31 protein-coding genes are annotated in these 22,488 nt (G+C 47.7%); 5 read left to right on the forward strand and 26 right to left on the reverse strand.

Translation table 11 applies throughout. From position 1 onward, the window contains the following. Nucleotides 1-260: 260 nt before the first annotated feature. From ACW5W8_RS20430 to ACW5W8_RS20505, 16 genes are all read right to left on the reverse strand, one after another. Nucleotides 261-728: an alcohol dehydrogenase catalytic domain-containing protein gene (locus ACW5W8_RS20430; RefSeq protein ID WP_498629980.1), complete on the reverse strand. Its 468-nt coding sequence runs from the start codon at nt 726-728 to the stop codon at nt 261-263. Between the two features lie 301 nt (nt 729-1,029). Beyond that, the gene (locus tag ACW5W8_RS20435) at nt 1,030-1,674 is read right to left on the reverse strand and encodes a bifunctional 4-hydroxy-2-oxoglutarate aldolase/2-dehydro-3-deoxy-phosphogluconate aldolase (protein ID WP_498629982.1); all 645 of its coding nucleotides are present in this window, start codon (nt 1,672-1,674) and stop codon (nt 1,030-1,032) included. Between the two features lie 12 nt (nt 1,675-1,686). Beyond that, nucleotides 1,687-2,637 carry a sugar kinase gene (locus ACW5W8_RS20440; RefSeq protein WP_498629984.1) on the reverse strand — a complete coding sequence of 317 codons (951 nt, stop codon included), beginning with the start codon at nt 2,635-2,637 and terminating at the stop codon, nt 1,687-1,689. 158 nt (nt 2,638-2,795) lie between these two features. Continuing rightward, nucleotides 2,796-3,485, reverse strand: coding sequence for an RraA family protein (locus ACW5W8_RS20445; RefSeq protein ID WP_498629986.1), 690 nt, complete (start codon nt 3,483-3,485; stop codon nt 2,796-2,798). Nucleotides 3,486-3,495: 10 nt separating this feature from the next. Further along, a complete protein-coding gene (locus tag ACW5W8_RS20450; protein ID WP_498629988.1) occupies nt 3,496-4,497 on the reverse strand; it encodes a hypothetical protein in 1,002 nt (333 codons plus the stop codon). Nucleotides 4,498-4,512: 15 nt separating this feature from the next. Continuing rightward, a complete protein-coding gene (locus ACW5W8_RS20455; RefSeq protein WP_498629990.1) occupies nt 4,513-5,916 on the reverse strand; it encodes a sugar porter family MFS transporter in 1,404 nt (467 codons plus the stop codon). Nucleotides 5,917-5,920: 4 nt separating this feature from the next. Next, nucleotides 5,921-6,979, reverse strand: a complete 1,059-nt coding sequence (locus ACW5W8_RS20460; RefSeq protein ID WP_498629992.1) for a mannonate dehydratase — start codon at nt 6,977-6,979, stop codon at nt 5,921-5,923. Beyond that, nucleotides 6,976-7,770, reverse strand: a complete 795-nt coding sequence (locus ACW5W8_RS20465) for an SDR family NAD(P)-dependent oxidoreductase (RefSeq protein ID WP_498629993.1) — start codon at nt 7,768-7,770, stop codon at nt 6,976-6,978. Before ACW5W8_RS20465 ends, ACW5W8_RS20460 begins: the two co-directional genes overlap by 4 nt. Then, nucleotides 7,767-8,912: a M24 family metallopeptidase gene (locus ACW5W8_RS20470; RefSeq protein ID WP_498629995.1), complete on the reverse strand. Its 1,146-nt coding sequence runs from the start codon at nt 8,910-8,912 to the stop codon at nt 7,767-7,769. The genes ACW5W8_RS20465 and ACW5W8_RS20470 overlap by 4 nt, the downstream gene beginning before the upstream one ends. Before the next feature lie 3 nt (nt 8,913-8,915). Continuing rightward, nucleotides 8,916-9,602: a FadR/GntR family transcriptional regulator gene (locus ACW5W8_RS20475; RefSeq protein WP_498629997.1), complete on the reverse strand. Its 687-nt coding sequence runs from the start codon at nt 9,600-9,602 to the stop codon at nt 8,916-8,918. 513 nt (nt 9,603-10,115) lie between these two features. Then, nucleotides 10,116-10,469 carry a hypothetical protein gene (locus ACW5W8_RS20480; protein WP_498629999.1) on the reverse strand — a complete coding sequence of 118 codons (354 nt, stop codon included), beginning with the start codon at nt 10,467-10,469 and terminating at the stop codon, nt 10,116-10,118. Nucleotide 10,470: 1 nt separating this feature from the next. Then, nucleotides 10,471-11,013: a hypothetical protein gene (locus ACW5W8_RS20485; protein ID WP_498630001.1), complete on the reverse strand. Its 543-nt coding sequence runs from the start codon at nt 11,011-11,013 to the stop codon at nt 10,471-10,473. A gap of 28 nt (nt 11,014-11,041) precedes the next feature. Beyond that, the gene (locus tag ACW5W8_RS20490) at nt 11,042-11,368 is read right to left on the reverse strand and encodes a type IV toxin-antitoxin system YeeU family antitoxin (protein WP_498630003.1); all 327 of its coding nucleotides are present in this window, start codon (nt 11,366-11,368) and stop codon (nt 11,042-11,044) included. Then, entirely contained in the window at nt 11,365-11,727 is a 363-nt protein-coding gene (locus ACW5W8_RS20495) for a hypothetical protein (RefSeq protein WP_498630005.1), read from the reverse strand. Before ACW5W8_RS20495 ends, ACW5W8_RS20490 begins: the two co-directional genes overlap by 4 nt. After that, nucleotides 11,724-11,939 (reverse strand): hypothetical protein, encoded by a 216-nt coding sequence (locus ACW5W8_RS20500; protein ID WP_498630007.1) that lies wholly within the window; start codon nt 11,937-11,939, stop codon nt 11,724-11,726. Before ACW5W8_RS20500 ends, ACW5W8_RS20495 begins: the two co-directional genes overlap by 4 nt. Continuing rightward, a complete protein-coding gene (locus ACW5W8_RS20505) occupies nt 11,939-12,445 on the reverse strand; it encodes a hypothetical protein (RefSeq protein WP_498630009.1) in 507 nt (168 codons plus the stop codon). Before ACW5W8_RS20505 ends, ACW5W8_RS20500 begins: the two co-directional genes overlap by 1 nt. Nucleotides 12,446-12,461: 16 nt before the next feature. Here ACW5W8_RS20505 and ACW5W8_RS20510 point away from each other — a divergent pair, with 16 nt between their 5' ends. Further along, nucleotides 12,462-12,857, forward strand: coding sequence for a hypothetical protein (locus ACW5W8_RS20510; protein ID WP_498630011.1), 396 nt, complete (start codon nt 12,462-12,464; stop codon nt 12,855-12,857). Nucleotides 12,858-12,926: 69 nt separating this feature from the next. On the opposite strand, the gene ACW5W8_RS20515 is transcribed toward ACW5W8_RS20510, so the two are convergent. The 8 genes from ACW5W8_RS20515 to ACW5W8_RS20550 all read right to left on the reverse strand — a co-directional run bounded on the left by ACW5W8_RS20515 (nt 12,927) and on the right by ACW5W8_RS20550 (nt 16,079). Then, nucleotides 12,927-13,118 (reverse strand): hypothetical protein, encoded by a 192-nt coding sequence (locus tag ACW5W8_RS20515; protein ID WP_498630012.1) that lies wholly within the window; start codon nt 13,116-13,118, stop codon nt 12,927-12,929. Then, the gene (gene radC / locus ACW5W8_RS20520) at nt 13,115-13,612 is read right to left on the reverse strand and encodes a RadC family protein (RefSeq protein ID WP_498630014.1); all 498 of its coding nucleotides are present in this window, start codon (nt 13,610-13,612) and stop codon (nt 13,115-13,117) included. The genes ACW5W8_RS20515 and radC overlap by 4 nt, the downstream gene beginning before the upstream one ends. A 90-nt stretch (nt 13,613-13,702) precedes the next feature. Beyond that, a complete protein-coding gene (locus tag ACW5W8_RS20525) occupies nt 13,703-14,005 on the reverse strand; it encodes a hypothetical protein (RefSeq protein WP_498630016.1) in 303 nt (100 codons plus the stop codon). Further along, a complete protein-coding gene (locus ACW5W8_RS20530; RefSeq protein ID WP_498630018.1) occupies nt 13,980-14,408 on the reverse strand; it encodes a hypothetical protein in 429 nt (142 codons plus the stop codon). Before ACW5W8_RS20530 ends, ACW5W8_RS20525 begins: the two co-directional genes overlap by 26 nt. A gap of 10 nt (nt 14,409-14,418) precedes the next feature. After that, entirely contained in the window at nt 14,419-14,844 is a 426-nt protein-coding gene (locus tag ACW5W8_RS20535) for a DUF2787 domain-containing protein (RefSeq protein WP_498630020.1), read from the reverse strand. A 19-nt stretch (nt 14,845-14,863) separates the two neighbouring features. Next, the gene (locus tag ACW5W8_RS20540) at nt 14,864-15,211 is read right to left on the reverse strand and encodes a YkvA family protein (RefSeq protein ID WP_498630022.1); all 348 of its coding nucleotides are present in this window, start codon (nt 15,209-15,211) and stop codon (nt 14,864-14,866) included. Nucleotides 15,212-15,293: 82 nt separating this feature from the next. Then, on the reverse strand, nt 15,294-15,743 hold the full coding sequence (locus ACW5W8_RS20545; RefSeq protein ID WP_498630024.1) for a YfjT/YkfB family phage-associated protein: 450 nt from the start codon (nt 15,741-15,743) through the stop codon (nt 15,294-15,296). Between the two features lie 12 nt (nt 15,744-15,755). Then, entirely contained in the window at nt 15,756-16,079 is a 324-nt protein-coding gene (locus tag ACW5W8_RS20550; RefSeq protein ID WP_101320153.1) for a hypothetical protein, read from the reverse strand. A gap of 226 nt (nt 16,080-16,305) precedes the next feature. Between ACW5W8_RS20550 and ACW5W8_RS20555 the strand changes: the two genes are divergently transcribed. Beyond that, on the forward strand, nt 16,306-16,656 hold the full coding sequence (locus tag ACW5W8_RS20555; protein WP_498630026.1) for a helix-turn-helix domain-containing protein: 351 nt from the start codon (nt 16,306-16,308) through the stop codon (nt 16,654-16,656). A gap of 100 nt (nt 16,657-16,756) precedes the next feature. Here ACW5W8_RS20555 and ACW5W8_RS20560 read toward each other — a convergent pair whose 3' ends face one another. Continuing rightward, the gene (locus tag ACW5W8_RS20560; protein WP_498630028.1) at nt 16,757-17,710 is read right to left on the reverse strand and encodes a DUF932 domain-containing protein; all 954 of its coding nucleotides are present in this window, start codon (nt 17,708-17,710) and stop codon (nt 16,757-16,759) included. Between the two features lie 329 nt (nt 17,711-18,039). Next, nucleotides 18,040-19,086: a hypothetical protein gene (locus ACW5W8_RS20565; protein ID WP_498630030.1), complete on the reverse strand. Its 1,047-nt coding sequence runs from the start codon at nt 19,084-19,086 to the stop codon at nt 18,040-18,042. 205 nt (nt 19,087-19,291) lie between these two features. Here ACW5W8_RS20565 and ACW5W8_RS20570 point away from each other — a divergent pair, with 205 nt between their 5' ends. The 3 genes from ACW5W8_RS20570 (at nt 19,292) to ACW5W8_RS20580 (ending at nt 22,425) form a co-directional block, all read left to right on the forward strand. Next, on the forward strand, nt 19,292-19,654 hold the full coding sequence (locus ACW5W8_RS20570) for a helix-turn-helix transcriptional regulator (protein ID WP_498630032.1): 363 nt from the start codon (nt 19,292-19,294) through the stop codon (nt 19,652-19,654). Further along, complete coding sequence (locus tag ACW5W8_RS20575) at nt 19,647-21,197, forward strand: DUF3987 domain-containing protein (RefSeq protein WP_498630034.1); 1,551 nt, start codon at nt 19,647-19,649, stop codon at nt 21,195-21,197. Before ACW5W8_RS20570 ends, ACW5W8_RS20575 begins: the two co-directional genes overlap by 8 nt. 475 nt (nt 21,198-21,672) lie before the next feature. Then, nucleotides 21,673-22,425 (forward strand): YagK/YfjJ domain-containing protein, encoded by a 753-nt coding sequence (locus ACW5W8_RS20580; protein ID WP_498630036.1) that lies wholly within the window; start codon nt 21,673-21,675, stop codon nt 22,423-22,425. Nucleotides 22,426-22,488 lie beyond the last annotated feature (63 nt).

Consider the following 22,488-nt stretch of genomic DNA (forward strand, 5'->3'; position numbering starts at 1 on the left):
TGCTGGAGCGTTACGGAAGGGAAGTGAATATCAAAACGTGTTTGCATGAGGCGCTGGGATACCCCATGCAACACGTAATTGGGACATAGCCAAATAATTCGCCACCGTTGGCGTCGCGCAAGGCGGCTAGCCAGTCTTTGTTGTGATAGTCAGCCACCTTAACTCCGAGGCGATGCAATTCCTCGTGGTGGCAGTGGGCTGCCGAGGCAAAGACTCTGGCACCGCGTTGTAAGGCCAAGGCTAAGCTGTATCGCCCAAGGTTACTTCCTGCGCCAGTGATTAGTACCGCTTCCCCTTGGATATTTGGTAGCTTGCTCAGCGCCTGCCAAGCAGTAAGACCGGGGCAAGGAAAGGCTGCGGCCACTTTGTCTGAAAGAGTGTCCGGGACTGCCAAGGGCTCTTGCTGGCACTATCGTGTGCAGGGCAAAGCTACCGTGGCGGCGTAGATCCGTGTGGTAGGCAACCCGACTGCCGACCCGGAGGTGAGTTACGTCGGGGCCGACAGCACGGATCACCCCCATGCCATCGACGCCTGGTACTTGACCTGGTAGCCAGGCACTGTGGCCTCGCTCCATGAGTTTCCAGTCAACTGGGTTAATAGCGACGACACGATTTTCCACTAACACCTCTCCCAGACCCGGTCCGGATAGGAGGAGAGGAGTCATTACGAGTTGCTCTGGTCCACCGGGACCATGCCAGCACCAACCTTGGGTATCGATGTGATCCATCTCTTCTCCTCTGTGACAAAGAAAATTCAGAGCACGGGCCGGGAAATTTTGAATAAATTGCCAGCCTTGGGGCCATGATCTAGGACGTATTTGTTGAAAGTTGATCAGCGCATTCAACTGAGGGGCATAGATAAGCTATTATATTTCTACTTGTTACTCGGCTTTTGAACAATGATAAAGGGCCTCACGGGCCCCATTTAACATGTCACCGACTTCAGTAGTGTTTATTCCAAACCACTTGTTCATTGCTCTCTTATAAAGTTGTAGAATAAGCAGATCGAAATGTTAAAAAACATTGCAGTTAATTGTAGGGTTCTATTTCTCTCACTAACTCCACCGCAGAGCGAACAAGATGCCCAATTTGGTCCCATTCCTTGTTCTCGATAAGTGTTTTATCAACCATCCAGGAGCCGCCACAGGCAATTACACGAGGAATAGACAAATAGTCACGAATGTTCTTCGTAGAGATCCCCCCGGTAGGCATCAGCTTGATATTGGTATAAGGTGCTAATAAAGCCTTAATCATGGCAGTACCGCCAGACGCCTCTGCAGGGAAGAATTTTAATGTAGTTAATCCCATTTCCAGTGCAGCTTCAATAGTGCTGGGATTATTGATGCCTGGGATGATGGGGATGTTCAGTTCTTGGCAAACCTTTACTGTAGTAGGGTTAAATCCAGGCGATACAACAAAGCTGGCACCGGCTTCTTTAGCGGCCAGTGCCTGTTGTTGATTGAGCACTGTTCCAGCACCAATCAGCATGTTAGGTTGATGTTCTCGAAGAAGGCGAATAGCCTCTGCTGCCGCTTCCGAACGGAATGTGATTTCTGCTGCTGGCAATCCATTGTCGACCAGAGCCTTACCCAGAGGAATGATATCTTCAGCATGATCAATGACGATGACAGGAATCAACTTGATTTGAGCTAACTGATTTACTAGCGTTTTCATAGAAATACCTCATTAAAAATTAGTCGCGGAACGGGGGACAATTGCTCCCTGATATTGAATTACAATACCGGCAAGCGCATTAGCCTTCTTACAGCACTCCATTAACCCAAGACCTGCAGCATATGCCGCCAAGAATCCACCATTAAATGCGTCCCCAGCGGATGTTGTATCGACGACATGGGCTACAGGTGTAGTTTTGACTATCGTTGCCTCGCTCGAACTTGCAAAATCTTGTGCGAGGCAGCCATCACTACCAAGTTTGACTACCACTTTCTTGATACCGTGTGCATTTAATCGGTCAAGAATGTCCCCTGTATTCTGGTCATCCCAAATTTCACGCTCATCATCAAATGTTACTAACGCGATATCAGTAAGCGCGAACATGCGAGCATAGATTGCCCTGACCTCATCGAGGGTATGAGAATCCAACCACAGTTTGGGGCGGAAGTTACTATCGAAGGCAATTGTTACACCATTAGCCTTAAGCTCAGCAATATAATTCAGTAATGCGTTTCGAGCATCCTCATCCAGTATCGCCAAACTAATTCCGCTCAGGAAAATCATGTCTGTCGTTTTCAAATTTTCTTTTATTGTTGCGAACTCAGCATGTCGAAGTAAATATTTTGCTGCCGATTGATTTCTCCAGTAAAAAAATGTTCTTTCGCCATGCTCATCTAGCTGAATCAGATATAGACCTGTGTTGTTATTTTTGTCGCGCAAAACCAGATCGGTATTAATACCTTCATTCTGCCACAATGTGACCATCTCATCACTAATCGGATCACATCCTAGTGCAGAGACATATGAAACTTGCGCTTTAACGCCACTGTGTTCGCAACTACGAGACATGTAAACGGCAGCATTAAGTGTGTCGCCTCCAAAAGTTTGCCGCATCAAGCCAAATGGTTTGCCATTCAACTCGATCATACATTCACCAATAATGGCGATATTTTTAATTTCCATAACAAATACCTCAGTAAATGTTCACTAAGAGCGTTTTGACAGATACATTTTACGACGAATACTAGATGGCACCTTGCTATAAGCTTGACGCAGAATTTTATACATGACTACAACAGTCGTGCGTACAGAAGTGCCCCCAGTGAACACTTACCTAATCGTTACATGATCCCGAATTTTTCAAACGCATCGACAGTAGACATGCCGTCCTGCAATGCCTTCAACACTTCATTTTCCCCCTCAGCTTTGACGAATGCGCCGCTGAAAGCCTCCTCTGCAATTTCCTGAGGAATAATCAGAATACCATCACGGTCGCCGTAAACAATGTCCCCATTGCGGACCAAAACGCCATCAATTTCAATTGGGACTCGCCAATCAACAACTTTGCCTCTCACACCTTGATCTTGGGCATAACTACCAAAGGATGCGATAGGAAATTGCAGTCGCTCGATTTCGTTAGTATCACGATGGAACCCATGAACGACAGCCCCTGCTGCGCCACACTTCATCGCACGAGTAGACATCAAGCCCCCCCACAATGCATAACGATGAGAACTACCGGCACAAATGTATACCTCATCTTCTTTAAGGTCATCCAACGCCTCAAACATCAGGCCAAATGGCTTGGATGAAATTGAATTGTTACCAAACGCATCACCAAAAAAATCTGCCTCAAGGACAGGCATGGCACGGCCGATAATAACCATATCATTGGTAATTGGCTTCAGCTTTTGCGCCAAGAACTGATGTGTATAACCCATTTTATCCATGACATCGCCGACCAAAGCAACAAAAAGTTTCTCCTTAACCAATTCAAATAATTTTTTGTCATTTTCCCAATTTAAAGTCATTACATCACTCCTACAATTTTTCAAATCGAATTGAGTAATTCATTGTAAATGGCTTGTTACCGTGAATTTCAACAAGCCCGTGTTTATATTTAGATTGTTCATTCATAGCCAAGGCAGGATTAAGATCAAAAAATGAATGCGTTGGTTCTACACCCAAGGCAAGATGCCGATTAAGCCAAGGATACTCTGAGCGGCCTTTACAACTCATCCACAAGCAACAATGTGGAAGTTTATCAGACTCCCATTCAAGAATGCTTTTATAACCCACATCATAACGCTCGACTGATACTACACCATCAATGTTCAATAACTGAACAAGCTCCTCGCGATCCTCTGCAAAGGGATACTTAGTTGCATCTTCTAAATTACCATCAGTGCGTGGAACAGCAGATAACGATGTGAAAGTTTGTCCTATTTTAAATTCAGAGCTTGACTCAAACTCAATGGGGTATGTCTTTCCAATCGAATATCCAGCGCATTGAATCTGCGTCTGATACGGCTCGGTGGACACAGAGAACGTAGGATGAATACCGATAGGGATAAGAACATGAGTTCTGGCTATCACCTCACAGGACATCTCAACCCCGTTAATAAAATCATTTAACTTGATTATTCTGATCACCCTCTTTACTGGGTAATCAACTGGGAACTCCATTAAAAGCTTTACCGAATCACCTGTATGTTCTATCAGTTCCCAGTCCAGATTGCTGGTTATTCCGTGTGGAACATCATTGTCTACGAGATCATCAAGTGCTGCTATATTTTGAGGGATATTAATTCTTGAAAAATTCTCTAGGTTTTTCTTGATTCCGAATGGGACACACAACCACTCACCTTGTAAATTTCTCAATATGGGTACGAGTGTGTCCTTGTTAGGATCATTAACCCAAGGAGCTAAGGCCAGTGGTTGAAATAAGCCATTGCCCATATCAACCACCAGTTGACCCAACATCGCTCCAGCTTGGTTAACAACCGCATGCATTTTTTTTGAACGAATATGCCATTGTTCCATGCTGAATAAATCCTATTAAGCTAACGCTGCTTCGATTTCTTCCAGGGTACGATTTGCTGTTTCTGGCATGACTTTGATAATGAACAGTATCTGTGTTGACAAAATAGCAGCAAACAGGAAGAACAATGAACCAGCACTGAAGTTTTCCATGAATACCGGTACGAATGAGTTGATCAACGTACCTTGAACCCATACTGCGGCAGTTGATAACGCCATGGCTCGGCCACGAACGGCTGTTGGAAATATTTCAGCACCTACAGTGAATTTAATACCTCCGATCGCTGTTGCGAATGCAGCAACGAAAAACGAGAACAATACAATCAATAAAGTTCCTGATGCCTCAGGGTTATCGATAAATATTCCGATAAGGATCAGTGCAGTGACGCAACCGACCGTACCAATCATTAGTAGTTTTCTGCGACCAATTCGATCAATGAAGAACATCGAGCCAATCGTGAATGTAACGTTAATGATAGCGATCAACGTAAAACCACCAAGTGCCGCCCCCTGTCCCATCGCTTTCTCTAAAATGGTAGACCCATAATAAAACACGGCGGTAATACCTGACCATTCAGAGACGATAGCTAAGAATAACGCAATATACAGAGCCTTTCTCTTGCTCTTGCTAGTAAATAGCTCTTTGTAGGTGCCTTGCTTTTCCTCAGCCATGATAGCTTTACAATCGTTGATAGATTGTTGAGCTTCATCTTCATCAACGACTCGGAGCAGAATTTTCTTGGCCTCAGCATCCCGACCCTCTTTAACAAGCCAACGCGGAGATTCTGGGAATATTGCACATATAAGCAAGAAAATCACCGCAGGTAGCAATTCAACTGCAAACATGCCACGCCACATCTCCTCAATAAAAATATAGTCCATGAGTGAGCCTGAACTAACCTTTCCTTCTGCTGTCGTCACTATGAGTGCATTGCAGCCAATTGCCACCACAATTCCAATGGTGATAGCCAATTGGAATAGTGATGTCAGTTTTCCGCGGTGTTTCGCTGGCGACATTTCAGAAATGAACAATGGTGATACCATCGTCGCAATACCAATACCAAACCCACCAATAAAGCGAGCGAGCGTCAGCTCAGTGAAGGTCTCAGGAAATATACAGCCAATTACAGATATAATCGCTAACACAGCGGAAATAATTAACGGTTTTTTTCGCCCAATCTTATCTGCGATAACACCAGAGCACATTGAACCAATAAAGCATCCAGCGAGAGCTGATGACACAAACCAACCCGTTTCTCCAGCCGACAATCCAAACTTTGCAGTAACGTGGCTAATTGTTCCACCAACAACCAACATATCAATACCGAATAGCAACCCGCCTAATGCAGATGCCAAACAGATAAATATAACGTAGCCCATTTTATTATTAGAATGAGAGCTTTTTGTAGGTACAGGAGGCATAACACTATCCTTTTATAAGCGCATTTATATAACCCATGGCATAAGCCATACCGCTGTGCCATGGTCCAGGGCAAGACATTTGAGGCGTGTGGTCAGGAATAAGCACACCTTCAAAATTATGGTCATGGAGGAGGTTGATAATTCTTTTTATGTCAACATCGCCCTCATCAATAAAGACTTCTTTATAATTTGGCACTTTACCTATTACATTGCGCAGGTGAATATAAGGTACTTTTCCTTGGGAAACATATTTTTCTGTTGCCTCATATACGTTACCTTCAGACATTTCAGCGACAGTACCTAGGCAATACTCGAGTGCATTTGATTCACTAGGATAGATGTCCAATAGACGTTGGTACTTATCAGGTTGATTAACCAATTTAGGAAGGCCACGAACCATATCAACCGGAGGGTCGTCCGGATGTGCAGCCATGATCACCCCAGCGTCTTCTGCAACAGGAATAATCTCTCGGAGGAAAATGGATAAGTTTTCCCACAGTATTTCAACATCCATGCTTTCGCGGACACCTTTCGCATGGGGATCTACAATCATATTCCAAGCCATTGAATTAGGCAGGGGGGTCTCTAGGATCTCATTTGACCCATTCATGCCAACAGTCTGGGCTCCACCACGAGCATCGTTGGTAATGATACGGCCAGTCACTCCAGTCAGGCTGAAATTATATCCAAATACCGGAATACCAGCGGCACCTACATTTCTGATGATCTTTTTAACGACCTTAATTTGCTCATCTCGCCGCGCTCCACCAAACAATATATGATCCCAATGCTTTGGATCGAAATTCTCAATGGCATACCAGATAAGCCCATGTGACTCAATTTTTTGTTTTATCTCTAGCAATTCATCAGTTGTCCAGATATCACCTTTTGCATATCCCCAGCCATACTTGTCACCAATAGGCTGGTTTGATTTAGAGTAGTTATCATTATTATTGAAATAATCAGTCATATGTACAATAAGATGCGTTGCACCAAGTTGCTTGGCAAAGCTGAGATGCTCGTCATCCAACATATGTCGGTAGAGTCCAAAACCTAATTTCATACAGTCAAATCTCTCTTTTCAGGTCTATCATCATAGCGAATGGTATTAAGTTTATATCCACCATCAATATACATATCTATCCCTGTGATGTAGCTTGCGTTATCACTGCAGAGATATGCAACAAGCTGTGCGACTTCATCTACGTTGCCAATGCGCCCAGCCGGGATCCAGCTGTGAAACTTCTCACGACCAAAACTATCCAATGCATCGCGATTCATATCGGTTTCGATAGCGCCGGCACCTATACTATTAACCCGTATGCCATATTCTGCCCATTCTAGTGCTGTAGTCTTGGTGAGCATATGTAGTGCTGCTTTAGCACAGCAATAATGGCTCAATCCTTTACGTGGCACATCATCGTGAATAGAGGTCATATTTATGATTGCACCACCCGCATTACATTTCATGATTTGAGCTGCCAGTTGTGAGCATTGGAAAGGTGCAGTCAAGTTAACTTGAATAACCTCATTCCAATCTTTTATTGGCATATTCTCTGCTGAGAAGCAGTTCTCAAATCCAGCATTATTAATTAGTACATCTAGACGTGAGTAGCATTTCGTGAACTCATCAAACATTGGTTTGATTAATTCTTGGTCTGTGAAATCAGCCAGAAATATTTCTGTGTTTACTCCGAACTGATTAGCCAAACTATTGAGCCAGGCACGTTGTTCTTCTGATGCAGAACGAGCGTGAATAGCCAGATCGTAGCCAAGTTCAGCTAACTTAGTTGTGATCGATTTACCAATACCTCGAAGACCGCCGGTAATCATTGCTACCCGTCTTGTATTCATGCTAGCTCCTTAATCTTAGTTTGTGGCACTGATAGGTATTCAAATCCATCGTCAGTAATGACAATATTCTCCTCAATACGTACACCACCATTTATCTCTTCACCATACAGCGCTGGCTCAATAGTGAGAATTTGACCTGGCCTTAGCCGTGTATTGTTGGCGCTGTTGATGGCTAGTGATGGGTCGTGATAGGCAAATCCTGTCCCATGGCCTAAACCGTGGGTGAAACAGTGCGGCAAACCAGCATCTTGAAAAACTTGCATAGCTGCATGATATAAAGAACTTAGTGAAGTTCCAGGCTTTGCTAGGCGTAGTGCAGCTTGGATGGCACTGTATACATAATCGAAATGCTTTGTTTGCTGCTGAGTCGGAGTCCCAACAACGGTTGTACGAGTCAAATCTAACCAAAATCCGTTAACGCAGACGCTAATTTCTAGAAAAGCCCAATCGCCATCTTTGACTGCTCGATTGCCAGTTTTATTGTATCGACCCGCATTCTTAGCTTCAGGTCCAGACTGAATTGTTGCCCAAGCTCTTGCATAGTAGACACCATTACTTCCTACTTGTTTGGTTACTTTTGATTCAATTTTAGCGACCAGTTCAGCATCCGTATTGCCCGCTTGTATCTTAAAAAATTCAGCAATTGCTGGTAGTGCTACAATATGGGAAAGTTTGATTTTTTCAATTTGTTTTTCTGTTTTGACAGACAACAATTCATTTAATGAATCGTTGACATCTGTCAGTTTGAAATTTTCTTGCAATGCCATAAAAAATGACATCGGTATAATGCTGCCTTCACCCGCATTTGACGATGGTGCAGCTTGGGATAATGATGTGTTGATAGCAATAGATAGCCCTTTCCCAATCACATCCTCAATGCAGCTTAATAATCCATCCCAAGGATCGACCACGGCGGTTGCCCATGGATAATAAACAACCTCTATTTCACTTTCTATGTCTAGCAGTTCGGGCTCAAGGTCTGGTACAAACAATGTATGTTTACCATTGCAGGTTGACACCAGCACTGACCCATTCCAGTGTGGATAATGGTTAGCCAACATCACCAGCTCTTGTGGTCTAAAAAATATTGCGCCATCGATACAGTTCCTGTTTAAAATTTTGACAGCGCAATCTAGATGCATATTTTATTCCTCGAGGATCTCAGCTACGAAATTGAAGTGTTCTGACATGGCAGAATAAATAACATCTGTCTGTCCTGATTTTAGGGATGAAATTATTTTCTCATGACCCTCCCTAGCTTCATTAATCCCTGATTCAAGATTTTTACCAAGTTCCAAAATGTGTATTATGGTTGCAGATAAACTAGAATAAATAGCCTCTACAATGGAGTTTCCAGCGAGTGATACTAAGTATGTATGAAATTCAAAGTCGAGTTTTGCTAGATTAGCTATAGACTCAGACTTGCTAATTTTATCATTGATCATCTGAAGGTGATGAATATGTTCATTTGTGACTCTTAAAGCAATACTTTCAACAAGCCCAAGCTCCATCAATTTACGTATTTGTTGAATCTCTCTATACCGAGATTTGTTACCAGAGAACTGTATAGTTGCAATGCCAATACTCGCCTCAAGGTTGTTATCAACGATTCGGGGCTGCTTGCGATGCGATGTTTCAACGACACCATATGTCTCAAGAACTCGTAATGCTTCACGAACAGTGTTGCGACTGACGCCATACGACTCAGCTAAATCCATTTCTGTCGGTAGCGTGTCTCCAGCTCTTAGCACTCCATCACTTATATTTGTAATGACATTTTCAACAATAAATGATGAAATAGATGATTTTCTGTTTATTTTAAACTTGTCCATATACCTTGATACCATTCCTAATGAGCTCAGGAATCAATTTTAGCAAAAAATGCAATTACTTTAAATAAAATTTAATCTGAAATTCTTTGAAACAAAATATCATCTTTTTCACGACGGACAATAAACTCATGGCGATCTCATAGCACTAGAATAGTACAAATAGCCTCACCATCAATTTGTGCAACAACAAGACAACAAAAATACTATTCATAAAATAAATAACTATGATTTTTGCATCCTGCTGTTGGCGGCACGCTTCTGTGCACATCATTCAGTCATTGAGTATAAAAATCGATATTTTGGATCCCTGTACCTCACCATGTCCTAATGTTGGACATAGCGTATCCCGTACTGGTGCCATTGAAAATGGCTAAGTGGCTGTTTTGTGATCGCCGTACCATCTATTCATTCAACAGGGCGCTGTTAATGGAATGGTCGTTCTTTTCAAACTGGCATACATCATCACTTCACCCACCTTGCTGTTGTAATTTCGTGAGCCTAGCTTTCCCGTCATCAACTACTTGAACAGTGACATCGCCATCTCCGCCAGCGAGCTCCGATGGTACCCCGAGGTCTTCTTCCTGCACTCCCGACCAGTCGGTCGATGGCCAGCTTGGCGCACATTACTCGGCTCGGTTTGTCTTTGGGGTTCAAGTTGCGAGGGGATAGCCAGCCGCCCAGCAGGGCGATGCGATAGCCGCTCGGGATGTGGGTGAGCGACGTTCCTATCCCCCTCCCGTGAATGAGGAAAGGCACAGCCTGCCCGCCGATGTCGATATCGATGCGTTGGCCCTTTTGCTCAAAGGTGGTGAGCTCGCCAGTTTGCGGATGTTTGCCGGGCACCTTGATGGTGATGTTTTTTGCCATCTCACACCTCCGGTTTGGCTTCAAAATGGTGGGTCACAACGCCCGCTTCTGGGTCGATGCTGATAAACGCCGATGCTTGTGGGTGGTACTGGTGGAGCCGCGCCAATTCAGCGCGAAACGCCTTAACGTTTGGCGCAATCACATGGCTGGTATCCCCTTCGGCGTAGGTAAAGGTCTCCAGCTTCTCTGTGTGGATCCAGATGCCGAAATACCAGGCGTCTTCCTCGGTATCGTATTGTTGCCAGCCCTGGGCCAGCAGCGTCCGGTCGTAGTAGTAACGGTCAGCCTGATGGCTGCCACGGTCGATGCGGCAACCCGTCACGGTGAGCTCCAGCGGGATACGCCCTACCTTCAGAGCCTTCTTGACCCGGCGCAATGTGTGCCGTGCCTTGGCCTTCTCTTTGCGCGGGTCGTAGGGGTTCAGCTTGCTGCTCACGTAGTTGAGGATCCCCTCGGCATTGGCGGCTGCATTGTGCGTCAGCGTGTGCAGCAGGGCGGTGACGTCACGGCGGGCCAGTGTGCCCACGTGATAGAACTTGTTCATGATACTTCTCCTTGAAACAAACACCCCGCTAGTTAGCGGGGCGGTAGATGTCGAGGTAGAGGTAGCCGTAGCTGCGCCTCGGACTGGCTTCACACACCCAGCCCTTGTGTTCAAGGCGAAACACCTCGTCCATGTCGGTGCATATCTGGTATGCCTTGGCCATCTTGGTTAACTCACGCAGGAAGTGCGGCAGCACTGTGTCGCACTCGGCCCGCCACGCCTCGTCTGGCTCGCCGTACATACCGGCACGGTCGCCCAGGAAATCAACATAACCACGTTGCATAATGGCTCGAGCCCCCAGCTTGGGCCGGTTCGGGGTGCCCAGTCCCCATGTCGTGTGCTCGAAGATGCTCATGTGTGGCTGCTCCAGTTTGGGTTGTCGTTGGTGCCGTGGTTGAAGTAGGCCCCCACAATGGTGCGTCGCCACTCCCCAACGGGATAGCCGAGGTCGTTACACTCACGCTCCCACCACGCAAAGTTAATCTCGCGCGGCTGGTTGTCCACCATGTCCAGTGGACTAACGAACAGCGTGGTCTTGTGCATCGTTGGCAAGGGCTTGATCTTGTCGGGGCCAGTGCGCTTGCCGGTCTCGTCATAGTCGTGTGCCCACTTCGGGAAGGTGAGCTGATAGGTAATGAGCCTATGCAAATCGCCATGTGCGCTCATGGCCTGAGCTACTGCGACCTGAGTGAAGCTATCGTTGAATTCGATCATGGGTGTTTCCCTTTTTCTGCAGGTGAACGGTAAGCCGCTGCCAGCAGCGCAAACTGTTCGACTAGGTAACTGATGCTGATGCCCAGTTCATCGCTGACCGCATCACCCAGACGATGATGCAGGTGTGTCATGTAATCGGCGATACGCTGGGCTATCTGGGCGGTTGAGTTCGGTGGTGAGCTTGTCACTGTCAGGGGGATGGAAAGGTTCATCACATCTCTCCCCAAGGGGCTTGCTCCCACAGTGACAGCCGGGTCAGCACGTCTTGTGCGAGAGCCTGTTGCAACTGCTGTAGTACCTTCACAAGCCGAGGTGCCTGCTCAGGACTCCCGGTCCATTCGCTCGATTGGTACAGGGCGCAGCAGGTGAATTTGTACAGCGCCACCTGTTCGGCATCGGTGAGTGGTGCCTGGTGGTAACGGTGGGCTGGTTTAAACGGGCTCCGCGTGGTCGAGCCACGCTGGCGTGGTTCCTTGTGCTCTTGCTGGCGTCCTAACTGATAGCGATGCCAGACTGCCCGCCTGTTGGCGAGCATCATCAACCGTACCAACCGATCAACTCGCCATGTCCAGGTACTGGTCGTGTCTGCTGGCGGCAGCCACCAGAGGGTGCGCAGCAACTCAAGGGTGTAGTGCGGTGGCATGGGGGTATTGCAAAAACGGTGTAACTGCACGGCAAAGGCTAGGTAATCCTTGCGGTCAATCATGAAGGCAGACATGGGATGACTCCTTGAAATGCGAAAGGCCACCTTTGGTGAGGTGGCCCTGTGGGTTGTGTCGGAATATCCGGATCATGGTGTTGGCTCTAATGATCCGGGTGAACGATCGGCCTGTATGTTATTGCTGCGCCTGTTCTGCGTCTGGGTGAGCAACATCAAACAAGATGGCGTAGAGCGCACAATCAATGCCGTTGACGGCATCGTGATGGGGGTAATAGGGCGGTTTGTCCTGGGAGCGCTCAAAGTAGTCGCCAAAGCAACTGAGACACTCGCGTATCTCAACGGTAGAACCCTGCAGCAAGGTCTCTTCAAACTGCTTGGCATAACTCCGGTCATCACGCGCCTTGGTGACGGCCTTTTCCAGCAACGTCAGTGCATCTTCGTTGCAGGCGGCAGCCAGACGATGGCGTAGCTTCTCAGGGTTTCCTCCAGGGAATAGGGATTAGGTAATCGCATCGTGCTTGTATCTCTTGGGCACTGATTAGTGCCGCAACTGATGCAGCAGCGTATCGATAGTCTCTATACAGTCAGCTTGGGTGAGCAGGTAGCCGTTAGGCAGGTGAGCCACGATGGCGGGCTCTGCCTGCATCTCGACGTTGTCTGCCAGCCAGCAGCGCAGCTCGAGGAGGATATCGAGGGTGGTGAGGTGGGTTTTGCCTGGGGGCTGGTTCATAGCTGACCTTTCTCGGCCATCGAGACTACGCCCTCAGCACCGACCACCAGATGGTCGAGCAATCGCACATCGACCAGCGCCAAGGCCTCTTTGAGGGCTTGGGTAAAGACCCGGTCTGAGTGGCTAGGTTCGGGGTCGCCGCTGGGGTGATTGTGCACCGCGATGATGGCCCCACAGTTGAGTAACAAGGCCCGCTTGACCACTTCCCGTGGGTAGATGCTGGCGCTATCGAGGGTGCCGCGAAACAGCTCCTCAAAGGCCAACACGCGATGCTGGGAGTCGAGAAACAGTGCGCCAAACACCTCATGCTCCCGGTCCTGCAACAGGGTTTGCAGTCGCTCTGAGGCCTCTGTAGTACTGGTAATGGCGGTGCCTTTGGCCAGGCGTTTGCGAGCAATCTGGTTGGCGATACGCAGCAGGTCTTGCTCTGTCACGGGCTCAGTGACGACATAGGTGCCGGGGCATTCCCCGGCTTTGAGTTTGTGGTAACGCATGTGGGGTTCTCCAAATAAACAAAACCCCGGCACGCATGAAGCATGTCGGGGTCAAAGGTAGAGAGGTTGTTGGTTCACTGTGAGGGGTGTTCAGTTGGCCGTGGTGGTGACGCCTTCCCTGGCGGTAGGTTCCTGCTTCACCGGCATTAGTGGTTCGGGGACCTGCACGGTGAGTGGGATAGCGAGAGCCCGGCTTAATCGCTCGGCCAGTTCATAGGCAGGGCCGATGGTGTCGTAGTCAGCTACCCAAGTGGCCAGCCCTAACCCACTGGTCTCCACAGCCCGTAGGTAGACGCTGTAGCCCTGTACGGTCAGGCCACTGTCACGCACCACCTGTGTTTCACCCTCTCGATTGATGGCTTCCAGCTCAACGGCTATCGGTTGTTTGGGCATCGAGTGCCTCCTCTTGAGGTAAGGGGTCACTCTCCACACGGTAGCCGTGGTGGATGCAGGTACGCTGCAGGTCACTCAGAAAGCTCCCCAGCACACGGGGCTGCTCAGTGAGTGGCACCGGTCCAGCCTGACAGCGCCAAAAACAGCGACGTTGTGGGTCCACGCAGATTTCATCCACGGGCAGGCTCATGGTGCGCCAGTCCTCGGCATTGGTGAGGGAGAGCAGTTGCCACTGCACCCCAGACCAGCGCAGATGCAGCGTAACGGTGCGGGCATGTGGGCTGCTAGGAGTGAGGTGCAGCAACCAGCGCTCACCTTGGCGAGTTGGCTGCAGCCTGGCTTTAGCGGCGACCAGCCCCAGCCACTGGCGCGAGGTGTGGGAAAGCGGCAGTTCGTTAGTCATCACACACCTCCTAATCCCCACTGACAGTGACGGTGAAATAGGCCATCCGGCAGTAGGCAACAAAGTTGGTCTGCCACAGGGTGAATAACTCATGAGCTTCGGCGCGTTGCATCGGGCCCCAGCCTTGCAGGTAGTGCTCGTCATCCAGGAAGTTGAAATCGAGCTCCTTGCAAAGCTCGGCATCCTGGCCCAGTCCCTGGTAGCTGAAGTCGGTGACGTAATCGAACAGCCAGCCATCAAGGCCGCGTATCAGACGTATCTCGACGGGGTGAGCCCCTCCTTGTTCGGGGCTGTAGGTGGGGCTGCGAAAGTTGAAGGTGAGTTGGGTCAGGCGATCGAGGTTGAGGTCGATATTGGTGACTTCCTGGTTAAGTAACGCGAGCAGCGCTTGGGCAACGGGCAGGGCAAAGCCGTCCCGGAAAAAGGGAATGATCATGGTGTACTCCTTGAACGGGTTAAACGTCGCCGAACAGGTCGCGCATTTTTCTGGCAACACGGGCACGGATTTGGTCATCAATGAAGGCGGTAATGCTGGCGAGTGCGGCACTCAGCACCGCAATGTCATCCGCGAGCCCCATCGGTAGCACATCCGGTATCGCATCGATGGGCGAGATAAAATAGGCCAATGCACTGTAGATCAGCAGCTTGGCCCAGAGCGGCAAATCCTCTTTCTGGCTGGTGTAGTAGAGCAACAGACAGGTTTCGATCAAGGGCCGACCGGCACGTTTGGCAAAGGCCCAGAGTTTGTGCCAAAAACCTTGGTGATCGAACGGCTCGCATTCGGGGGGAATGCAGGGTGGCATAGTGTGTCTCCTTCACGGGTGGGTGAATGGCTGAAATGAAAAGAGGAGGCATTTGCCTCCTCTGGGATGGAATGGGTGTGAGCTATTGGTCCCACATCAAGCAATCAAACTCGGGGGTATTGGTGGTGGGCAGCACAGAGGCCACCTCTTTGGTCGGCAGTGCGAGCTGCTTACCGTCAGCCGTCAAAATGCGGATCGACTTGGCCTTACGCAGCTTGCCCCACATGTCGAAGAAATTGTTCTCCCCGACACGGGAAGCGGTCTCATAAGGCGCATCGTATTGGCTGCCATCGACGATGATAGCGAAAGCCTGCCCGGCATAAGAGCCATACTCCTTGCCCTGCACGGTGGCAGTCATGCTGACCTTGCGGGTGTCATTACAGGCGATATTGAGATGGTTCTGCTCGTTGACCACCGCCGTATATTCGCTGGTGCCCTGACCCCAGCCACTGCTCCAGCGCCCGGCCTCACCATAGGCCAGGGCGTTATTGCACAGCAGGATGGCCGTCAACGTGATCCAAGATTTTTTCATGGTTAATGCTCCTTATCCAACGTAGTAACCCAACACATTCTGTAAAAATCCGCCGGCAGCTATGTAGCCTACGACGCCCCCGATGAGCTGGGGACCGGCTTTCCAAAACAGCTTCTTCTTGAACATCTCTTGTGCGCCGTCAGCCAGCAGCAAATCAGGCTGAGTGAAGCGGCGAAAGAGTTCGCCAGCCATCATCCCCAACGACGAGAACAGTGAGCCGAACACAAAGAACCAGATATGGCCCCATACCCCAAGTTGGGGTGAGCCTCCGGTCCAGAGGGAATGAATGGTGGCAGCCAGTAAAAAGAGGGTGGCAATGATGGGGTAGCGGATCATGATTTTCTCCTTGGGTAATATAGTGAGTGTGAAAAGAGCGTGAGTGATGATCGATCCAGCGAGGGCATTGGCCAAAGGCTGCGGCGTCTTGCCTGTATGGCGACAAGAGCAGCCTTGGTGGTCATCGTATTAGGCTGAAATAAAACCCATAAGGTTGATATTCGCCTTTTTAGGTCCTTATCGTCAATGGGTCCATGGTCAACCATAAGGGTTGACTGGAGGGGCTATGACAGACATCAACTTTGAACAGCTGGCCAAGAGCGTGGGTAAAGCGATTGCGCGCCAGCGCAGCCAGGCTGGATTTACCCAGGAGCAGGTGGCTGAACATCTCAATATCGGGATGGAGGCCGTCTCCCGAATGGAGCGGGGTATCGTGGTGCCAACCGTAGTGCGGCTGGCGGAGCTCGCTCAGCTGTTTGGTTGTGAACTGGCGGACTTTTTGCGCGAGACCAGCAACCGTCCCACCGAGCAGGGCATTGTGTTGAGCCAGCAATTGGCACAACTTGATGATGCCGACCGGACCTTGCTGCTGGAAACCATTAATCGTCTTGTAACGCGATTAACCCAATCAAAGTAAATGAATAAGACAACGTCGATGGCATAAATCGCCTCACCCGGACTGACGTCAGCCAGTCCGGGTGAGGATGTTTATGCCGGTGGTATAAAGAGAAGAACAATTATTGTAGTAACGTGAGAGCCTGTTCCAGAGCTTGGGATTTGAGCTGAGCACCTTGGCCGAACCAGGCTGAATCAAGTCGATTATCCTGACTGCGTGCACGACGATGATGATCGACATATTCCGTGACAGCATTAACTAAGCCCCAAGCAGTATTTTTGGCACTGGTAAGCTCTGACCCCATTCCTGCACCTTGGTAGAGTTCTTGTAATTTCTTGGTAGGACGACTCAGAACAATGTTGCCGTCATCACCTGTCGGGTCATTAATCAGGTCACTGAAGAAGAGAATAGCTTCAGCAGGAGAGACTGAGCGCTGACTCAGCTCATGTATATTACGTTGAAACAGGCCCCAGTTTGCTAAACCAAGACCGAGCACTTCCTTGACATGTTCCGGGTTGAATTTAGTTGAGTGGGGCACTTTAATTGCGTCGGCTTTATCATTGAGTGCCATCTGTAATGTATTATTACAAACCACCCGCAGAGAGGTAAATTGAGCTGTGGTACAGAGGGTGCCATCACAACTGGTCGCCAGCAATAAATAAGATTTCACTATGTCACCGCCGTTTAGTTTCATGCCCTGGCCCGTTTTGGCCAATGCCCACAACTTTCTCCCTCCTTTTAATACGCCTGCTGTTTCTAATTCAAACCCACCTGCTTGCACCAAATCCTGATAGAAATGCAATACCTCGTGAGGCTGTACCACATTGTAACGTTTGGAGACCACCGAGAGTGGAGCCAGCGTATCGGAGCGGTAAAGGACTTTACTCATCGTAAAGGGGCGGATATGCAGCGCATCAGAGGTGACATTGTAGAGCACATCGCTTTGTTCGATGGTCCAATCCATCCCGGCAGCTTGCTGCCAGATATCTAAAGACTGTTTTTCTGGTAATTGATTACCCAGTCCATGCCAAGGGGTTTGACCAGTGTAGGCCATTGTTTCAATCAAGTGCGCCATCTTTAATTCCTCTATGTATAAATCTCACAAAGGTTATATAGGGATGAATATATTTGGAGATGGATGCTCGCTTAGGTACATCATGCTTTTTTGAATAATGCAAGCCTAAATAAGGTATTGAAGGGCTTTGCTATCTGCTATTTTTGCTACAGTAGCAAGATAATGAGAAATATCATTGGTTTTTGGGGCTTTTGTTGTCGTAGAGGCATAGTTTGTTGGGGCGGAGAGGAATGGTTTGTTCAGGCGATAATGTGTCTTTTCGCTCCAGAGTGAGTGGCCAGAATGACAGCTTCATCATTCTGGCTCATGCGCTTCATCAGTACAATAGATTATAGTTCATTCATTTCGCTGTAATATTTATCCCATGCCACCATAGCTTTTGAGATATGTTTGAGTTTCTCTTTTAAAGAGGCAAAGTCATTGCTGTCATAACCCTTTGGGAGAAGTGATGATATGGCTTTCTTGGTCTCAATGCCGTTTAGGTTTATGTTCTCCCAGCAAATGAGAGCAAGAATATGATCCTCTATGCTAGTTGTTCGCTTGATGTGCTTGTTTTTATTGAGACTCCGCGTTAGTAACGGCCTTAGCTTTTCAATTTCAGGAGACTCGACAAAGTCATTGCTGTTCATGTGGTAATAATTTCTGAATTTTTCAAATTGGTATTCGTATCCTTCAAGTACCTCTTGTATGTCATCCTTATTCGCGCCATAATGGCATGTTATTGCTAGGTTCGAGAAATGCTTGATCTCATCATTTTCTGGGTAAATATAAAATATTCCCGGCCTTATTTTTTCTGGGTAAAATGATAAGGCATCGCTGACTGGCGCAAGCTCAGTATTACTTTTGTCGAAAGCGACACTGATAGATTGGGTATCATAATCTGTTCTGATGCTACGTTGAATTCGTTGAAACTCGTTTAGAGCATTTACCTTTTCTAAAAAATGCTCTGGTGTAACGACACTGACAATGTCCGCAATTCTCAACCAGAATCGGTGTGGAAAATTAGCTAGGATCCCATTTATTTTATTTATGAACTCAGGGTTTGACTTGTAATTAACAATAAATGGTATTAATTGCGTGTGTTTTTCCTGTTCATCTTTAGATAGCAGTTCTGAGTTTAAAGTTCGATCGTAAGAAAAATTAGATTGTACGGAGTCCCAGAACTCAGATGTTGCTTTTAATTTTTTGATGTCTTCATCGCTAAAGTTAATTCCGTAAAGTGCGCTGATTATTTCTTTGTTTATTTTTACAAGTTCATCTATTTCACGTTGGTGATGTATTTTTGCGTGATTATAAACAATGTGGAATTCAATAAATCGTTCACTCACATGAGCCAATAATGTATCTAATTGATTAAACAGTATCCGTGGTTTCATTATGCATTTCCTCTCATCATCATGAATGCGTGGAAAATATTATCATGTGTCGCACGTGTTCTGCTTGGTAAGGGCATCACAATTCTTGGTGCGTATTCAACGGTGAGCCTCGTTAGCCGTATGCCGATGACGTGTCACATTGCTTTTCTGGTTTTCATCCACAAATAAAGATAGATGTCAACATTAAATTCTTTAAAAGAACCTCATGCTGCGTAAAAAAAATGCGCTCCGTATGATGGCCTCGTACACATTAAACGGAGGAAATCACATGGCGATGCAAACGAGTGAAACAGGTGCTGCGACTCAACTGATGCAGGACGTAGACAGAATTATCCGACTGCCCGAGGTGAAACGCCTGACTGGGTACGGCCGCTCTACCATTTATAACCGCCTCAACCCCCAGTCCAAAGGCTACGACCCCGATTTTCCGCGCCCAGTCAGTCTCTCTCCCTTCGGTGCCGCTCGCGGGATAAAAGGGTGGCGCATGAGTGAGGTCATGCATTGGTGTGCGACGCGTCCTTATGTTGAGGCGTGCCATTCTTCGCTCGAGGGCTCAAAAAATGATTAATGAGAATGGGGCGCTTATCTTTCGCGATCAGCCATCATTTAGCGAGATCTTGGAAGCTGCCAACCAACAAGAATCTGAAGCCCAACGCGCAGCACTTGCTCCTGTAGGGTTTCCTGTATCTGCGTTGTCTGAGCAATTGCAGGCGGTCATCCGTGGTGTGAAGAAGCAAACGCAAGCTTCAGAGGAACTCATCGGGTGCATGTTGATTGGCATGATGGTACCTGCAGTTCATGATCTGTTTGTCATCACGCCCTTGGACAACATGTCTTTCCCCCTTTCGGCCAGCATCATGGTCGTAGCCGGGTCTGGCGAGGGCAAGTCATCCGTTGCTAAATGTTTCCTGAAACCCATTCGTACACTCGAAAGTGATCTTGCCATGCAGTATCAAACAGAGATGGCCCAGTTTGCTGGCGAGCTGGAACATTGGGAGATCAAACATAACGTGCTGAAAAAAGGGTATCAGCGTGCCATTACACTGGGTGAGGAGGAAGGGGAATGCAAGCGCCTCCTGGATGAGCATATGGCGAGCAAACCAACCAAGCCTGTCCAAAAACGCTTGCTGGTGAACGATCTGACGACGACTGGGCTTTTGAAGCTCCTGGGGACGGGATGGCCCTCGCTCTTTTTATTCTCCGATGAGGCTGGCAGCATTCTGGATAACGAGCTATTCCACAAACCGCATTTACTCAACACGTTGTGGGATGAGCAGTGTATCAGGGTTGACCGCGGTGGTAGTCATGCTGCGTTCTCGATTGACAATGCACGATTTAGCAGTTTGTTGATGACGCAGCCAGCATCGTTTCACCGCATGCTCAAACAACAGCGTGGCGTTGCCATCACATCAGGTCTGTGCGCGCGTCTACTCATCTGCGCGCCTAAATCGACAATGGGGGAGCGGCTCATCGGCGATGCACAAGAGCAGCAAGATGAGGTTGAGCGCGCATCACTGGAATGGTTTTACCAGCGACAAGCAGCACTTTTGATGCAATCGATGGCGCGTCGGGAGGCAGGCTACGAGTACATCAGTCTGCAACTTTGTGCAGAGGCGAGAACCTTGCTTTGTGAAACCGCCAATGCTGTCACGTTGAGACTTGGCCTTCAGGGTGACCTTCGTCAGTACGGTGATTTTGGTGCCAAGTACTTTGAACATGTCACACGTATAGCCGGGGTGCTGGAAGCCTTCTGTACAGGAGGTAAGGTGGTTTCTACCGCTACCGTGCGAGCTGCTATTACCATTGTCGACTATTTCTTCAAGCAACATATTCACTTGATGGCTGATGATATCATGCCGAGTATGCTTACTCATGCAGAAGAGTTAGATGCGTGGTTGAAAAAACGTGCAGGGAGCCAAATGTATTTTGAAATCCCCAAAAATGAAATTCTTCAAAAAGCGTTAGTGGCATTAAGAAGTGTTGCTGTGCTGGACAAGGCCATTGATGAGTTAATGGCAAAGAACAAGGTCTGTCTTCGCACGGAATATCGCCATCAAGGGCATAAACCAATAATGATGGTGTGCTATTACAATGTTGAAAATAAAAAATAACATCCTGCTCAATATTCTGATGGAGGTATAATAGATTCCCTTGATGCCGACTAAATGGCAGCTGGATGATAACGTGCCAAGCCATAAATAAGCAAGCTCGAGACATTAATTAAAGGAACACTAACTATACAATCACAAGTTGTTTTTGGATTCTCAGTTACTTCGGTTAAATCAGAGGTTGATGAGCGTTTTCTTCTTATGTTTCAGCTTGAAACTGAGTCGTGAATATTGGCTTTAATGTTATTGGCAGTTCACTTAATTAATCTATTGCCTAACTAATATCTAAGTTAACGTAATTTATTCGGCCACCTAATAAATAACTAAGGTAAGCTCATTTACAGATCATCTCATGCATCGCTAGATGCAACGATAGGCAGCCTACGACTTACTCAATCAGTCATGATTGAATACGAGGAGGACATGACCACATGTCCTCATTCATCAGTAATATCAAAGCATGTAATAAGGAATAAATATGCCTAAGTATAGCCATAACCACGTCGACATTGATGCTATCCCGATCCTGTATAAACCAATGAAAGCGTTGCGCATGAAAAAGGCATCCTCTATAACAAGAACGCTGCGCGAGATGTGTCATCAATCTATTTATTACCCACAACTATTCAGATTCATCGACCATCTGGTGCAGAGGGAGGCTCTTCCTGCTCTATTTTCCAGTAAGATGGCGGGGGGGATTTACCCTCTTACCAAGGAGGGGGGGAGGCTATCAGGTATCATCACGCTTGCTGTACAGGTGTACCTGCATCAGGAGTATTTTAATTTAGATCCAAAGCTGGCCTGCTTGTGTAATTTCGTCGTCAAGCATCAACTTCGTGAGATGATCATGGATGGTGGCACTAGCCAAGATGCGCAGAAGAAGCTGGATCTCAGGTATCAGCAGTTGATGTCGGAATTGAAGTCAGAAGCCATGCAAGGCAAGTGCGATACCTTCATGAAGGGGGCGCAGAGGAATACAGCATCACTGCGTCGCTATGTGAATGGTTTGTTTGGGCGCTATGCTCGTCTGCTGGTGCTGCGGGTCGATTTGTACTACAAAACAGAGTGCTTGGATGAGCTTTCTATTGAAGAGATCATCAAACACAAAAAAACGCTGTTTAAAACCCGTGGTAAGGGGGCATTGGCTGCCAATTGGGTGGGGTATGTTTGTCGTTTGGAGTTTGCACCTCAAACAGGCTTTCATTTTGGCTATGTCCCAATTACGTGTTGAAAGGCTAAGCTTGAAGTAGGCCATCACCTTGAGGTCTACCATCATGGATACCCCAGCCTTTCA

Source organism: Aeromonas aquatilis (genome assembly GCF_054052405.1).

Coding starts and splice junctions, on each gene's coding strand:
- ACW5W8_RS20470 (WP_498629995.1), bottom strand. CDS start 8,912: ATGCATCTAGATTGCGCTGTCAAAATTTTAAACAGGAACTGTATCGAT.
- ACW5W8_RS20490 (WP_498630003.1), bottom strand. CDS start 11,368: ATGAGCATCTTCGAGCACACGACATGGGGACTGGGCACCCCGAACCGG.
- ACW5W8_RS20450 (WP_498629988.1), bottom strand. CDS start 4,497: ATGGAACAATGGCATATTCGTTCAAAAAAAATGCATGCGGTTGTTAAC.
- ACW5W8_RS20560 (WP_498630028.1), bottom strand. CDS start 17,710: ATGGCGCACTTGATTGAAACAATGGCCTACACTGGTCAAACCCCTTGG.
- ACW5W8_RS20580 (WP_498630036.1), top strand. CDS start 21,673: ATGCCTAAGTATAGCCATAACCACGTCGACATTGATGCTATCCCGATC.
- ACW5W8_RS20480 (WP_498629999.1), bottom strand. CDS start 10,469: ATGGCAAAAAACATCACCATCAAGGTGCCCGGCAAACATCCGCAAACT.
- ACW5W8_RS20455 (WP_498629990.1), bottom strand. CDS start 5,916: ATGCCTCCTGTACCTACAAAAAGCTCTCATTCTAATAATAAAATGGGC.
- ACW5W8_RS20445 (WP_498629986.1), bottom strand. CDS start 3,485: ATGACTTTAAATTGGGAAAATGACAAAAAATTATTTGAATTGGTTAAG.
- ACW5W8_RS20545 (WP_498630024.1), bottom strand. CDS start 15,743: ATGAAAAAATCTTGGATCACGTTGACGGCCATCCTGCTGTGCAATAAC.
- ACW5W8_RS20495 (WP_498630005.1), bottom strand. CDS start 11,727: ATGATCGAATTCAACGATAGCTTCACTCAGGTCGCAGTAGCTCAGGCC.
- ACW5W8_RS20525 (WP_498630016.1), bottom strand. CDS start 14,005: ATGCCCAAACAACCGATAGCCGTTGAGCTGGAAGCCATCAATCGAGAG.
- ACW5W8_RS20510 (WP_498630011.1), top strand. CDS start 12,462: ATGCGAAAGGCCACCTTTGGTGAGGTGGCCCTGTGGGTTGTGTCGGAA.
- ACW5W8_RS20465 (WP_498629993.1), bottom strand. CDS start 7,770: ATGAATACAAGACGGGTAGCAATGATTACCGGCGGTCTTCGAGGTATT.
- ACW5W8_RS20530 (WP_498630018.1), bottom strand. CDS start 14,408: ATGACTAACGAACTGCCGCTTTCCCACACCTCGCGCCAGTGGCTGGGG.
- ACW5W8_RS20460 (WP_498629992.1), bottom strand. CDS start 6,979: ATGAAATTAGGTTTTGGACTCTACCGACATATGTTGGATGACGAGCAT.
- ACW5W8_RS20535 (WP_498630020.1), bottom strand. CDS start 14,844: ATGATCATTCCCTTTTTCCGGGACGGCTTTGCCCTGCCCGTTGCCCAA.
- ACW5W8_RS20475 (WP_498629997.1), bottom strand. CDS start 9,602: ATGGACAAGTTTAAAATAAACAGAAAATCATCTATTTCATCATTTATT.
- ACW5W8_RS20430 (WP_498629980.1), bottom strand. CDS start 728: ATGGATCACATCGATACCCAAGGTTGGTGCTGGCATGGTCCCGGTGGA.
- ACW5W8_RS20550 (WP_101320153.1), bottom strand. CDS start 16,079: ATGATCCGCTACCCCATCATTGCCACCCTCTTTTTACTGGCTGCCACC.
- ACW5W8_RS20575 (WP_498630034.1), top strand. CDS start 19,647: ATGATTAATGAGAATGGGGCGCTTATCTTTCGCGATCAGCCATCATTT.
- radC (WP_498630014.1), bottom strand. CDS start 13,612: ATGCGTTACCACAAACTCAAAGCCGGGGAATGCCCCGGCACCTATGTC.
- ACW5W8_RS20515 (WP_498630012.1), bottom strand. CDS start 13,118: ATGAACCAGCCCCCAGGCAAAACCCACCTCACCACCCTCGATATCCTC.
- ACW5W8_RS20505 (WP_498630009.1), bottom strand. CDS start 12,445: ATGTCTGCCTTCATGATTGACCGCAAGGATTACCTAGCCTTTGCCGTG.
- ACW5W8_RS20500 (WP_498630007.1), bottom strand. CDS start 11,939: ATGAACCTTTCCATCCCCCTGACAGTGACAAGCTCACCACCGAACTCA.
- ACW5W8_RS20435 (WP_498629982.1), bottom strand. CDS start 1,674: ATGAAAACGCTAGTAAATCAGTTAGCTCAAATCAAGTTGATTCCTGTC.
- ACW5W8_RS20485 (WP_498630001.1), bottom strand. CDS start 11,013: ATGAACAAGTTCTATCACGTGGGCACACTGGCCCGCCGTGACGTCACC.
- ACW5W8_RS20555 (WP_498630026.1), top strand. CDS start 16,306: ATGACAGACATCAACTTTGAACAGCTGGCCAAGAGCGTGGGTAAAGCG.
- ACW5W8_RS20540 (WP_498630022.1), bottom strand. CDS start 15,211: ATGCCACCCTGCATTCCCCCCGAATGCGAGCCGTTCGATCACCAAGGT.
- ACW5W8_RS20570 (WP_498630032.1), top strand. CDS start 19,292: ATGCTGCGTAAAAAAAATGCGCTCCGTATGATGGCCTCGTACACATTA.
- ACW5W8_RS20565 (WP_498630030.1), bottom strand. CDS start 19,086: ATGAAACCACGGATACTGTTTAATCAATTAGATACATTATTGGCTCAT.
- ACW5W8_RS20440 (WP_498629984.1), bottom strand. CDS start 2,637: ATGGAAATTAAAAATATCGCCATTATTGGTGAATGTATGATCGAGTTG.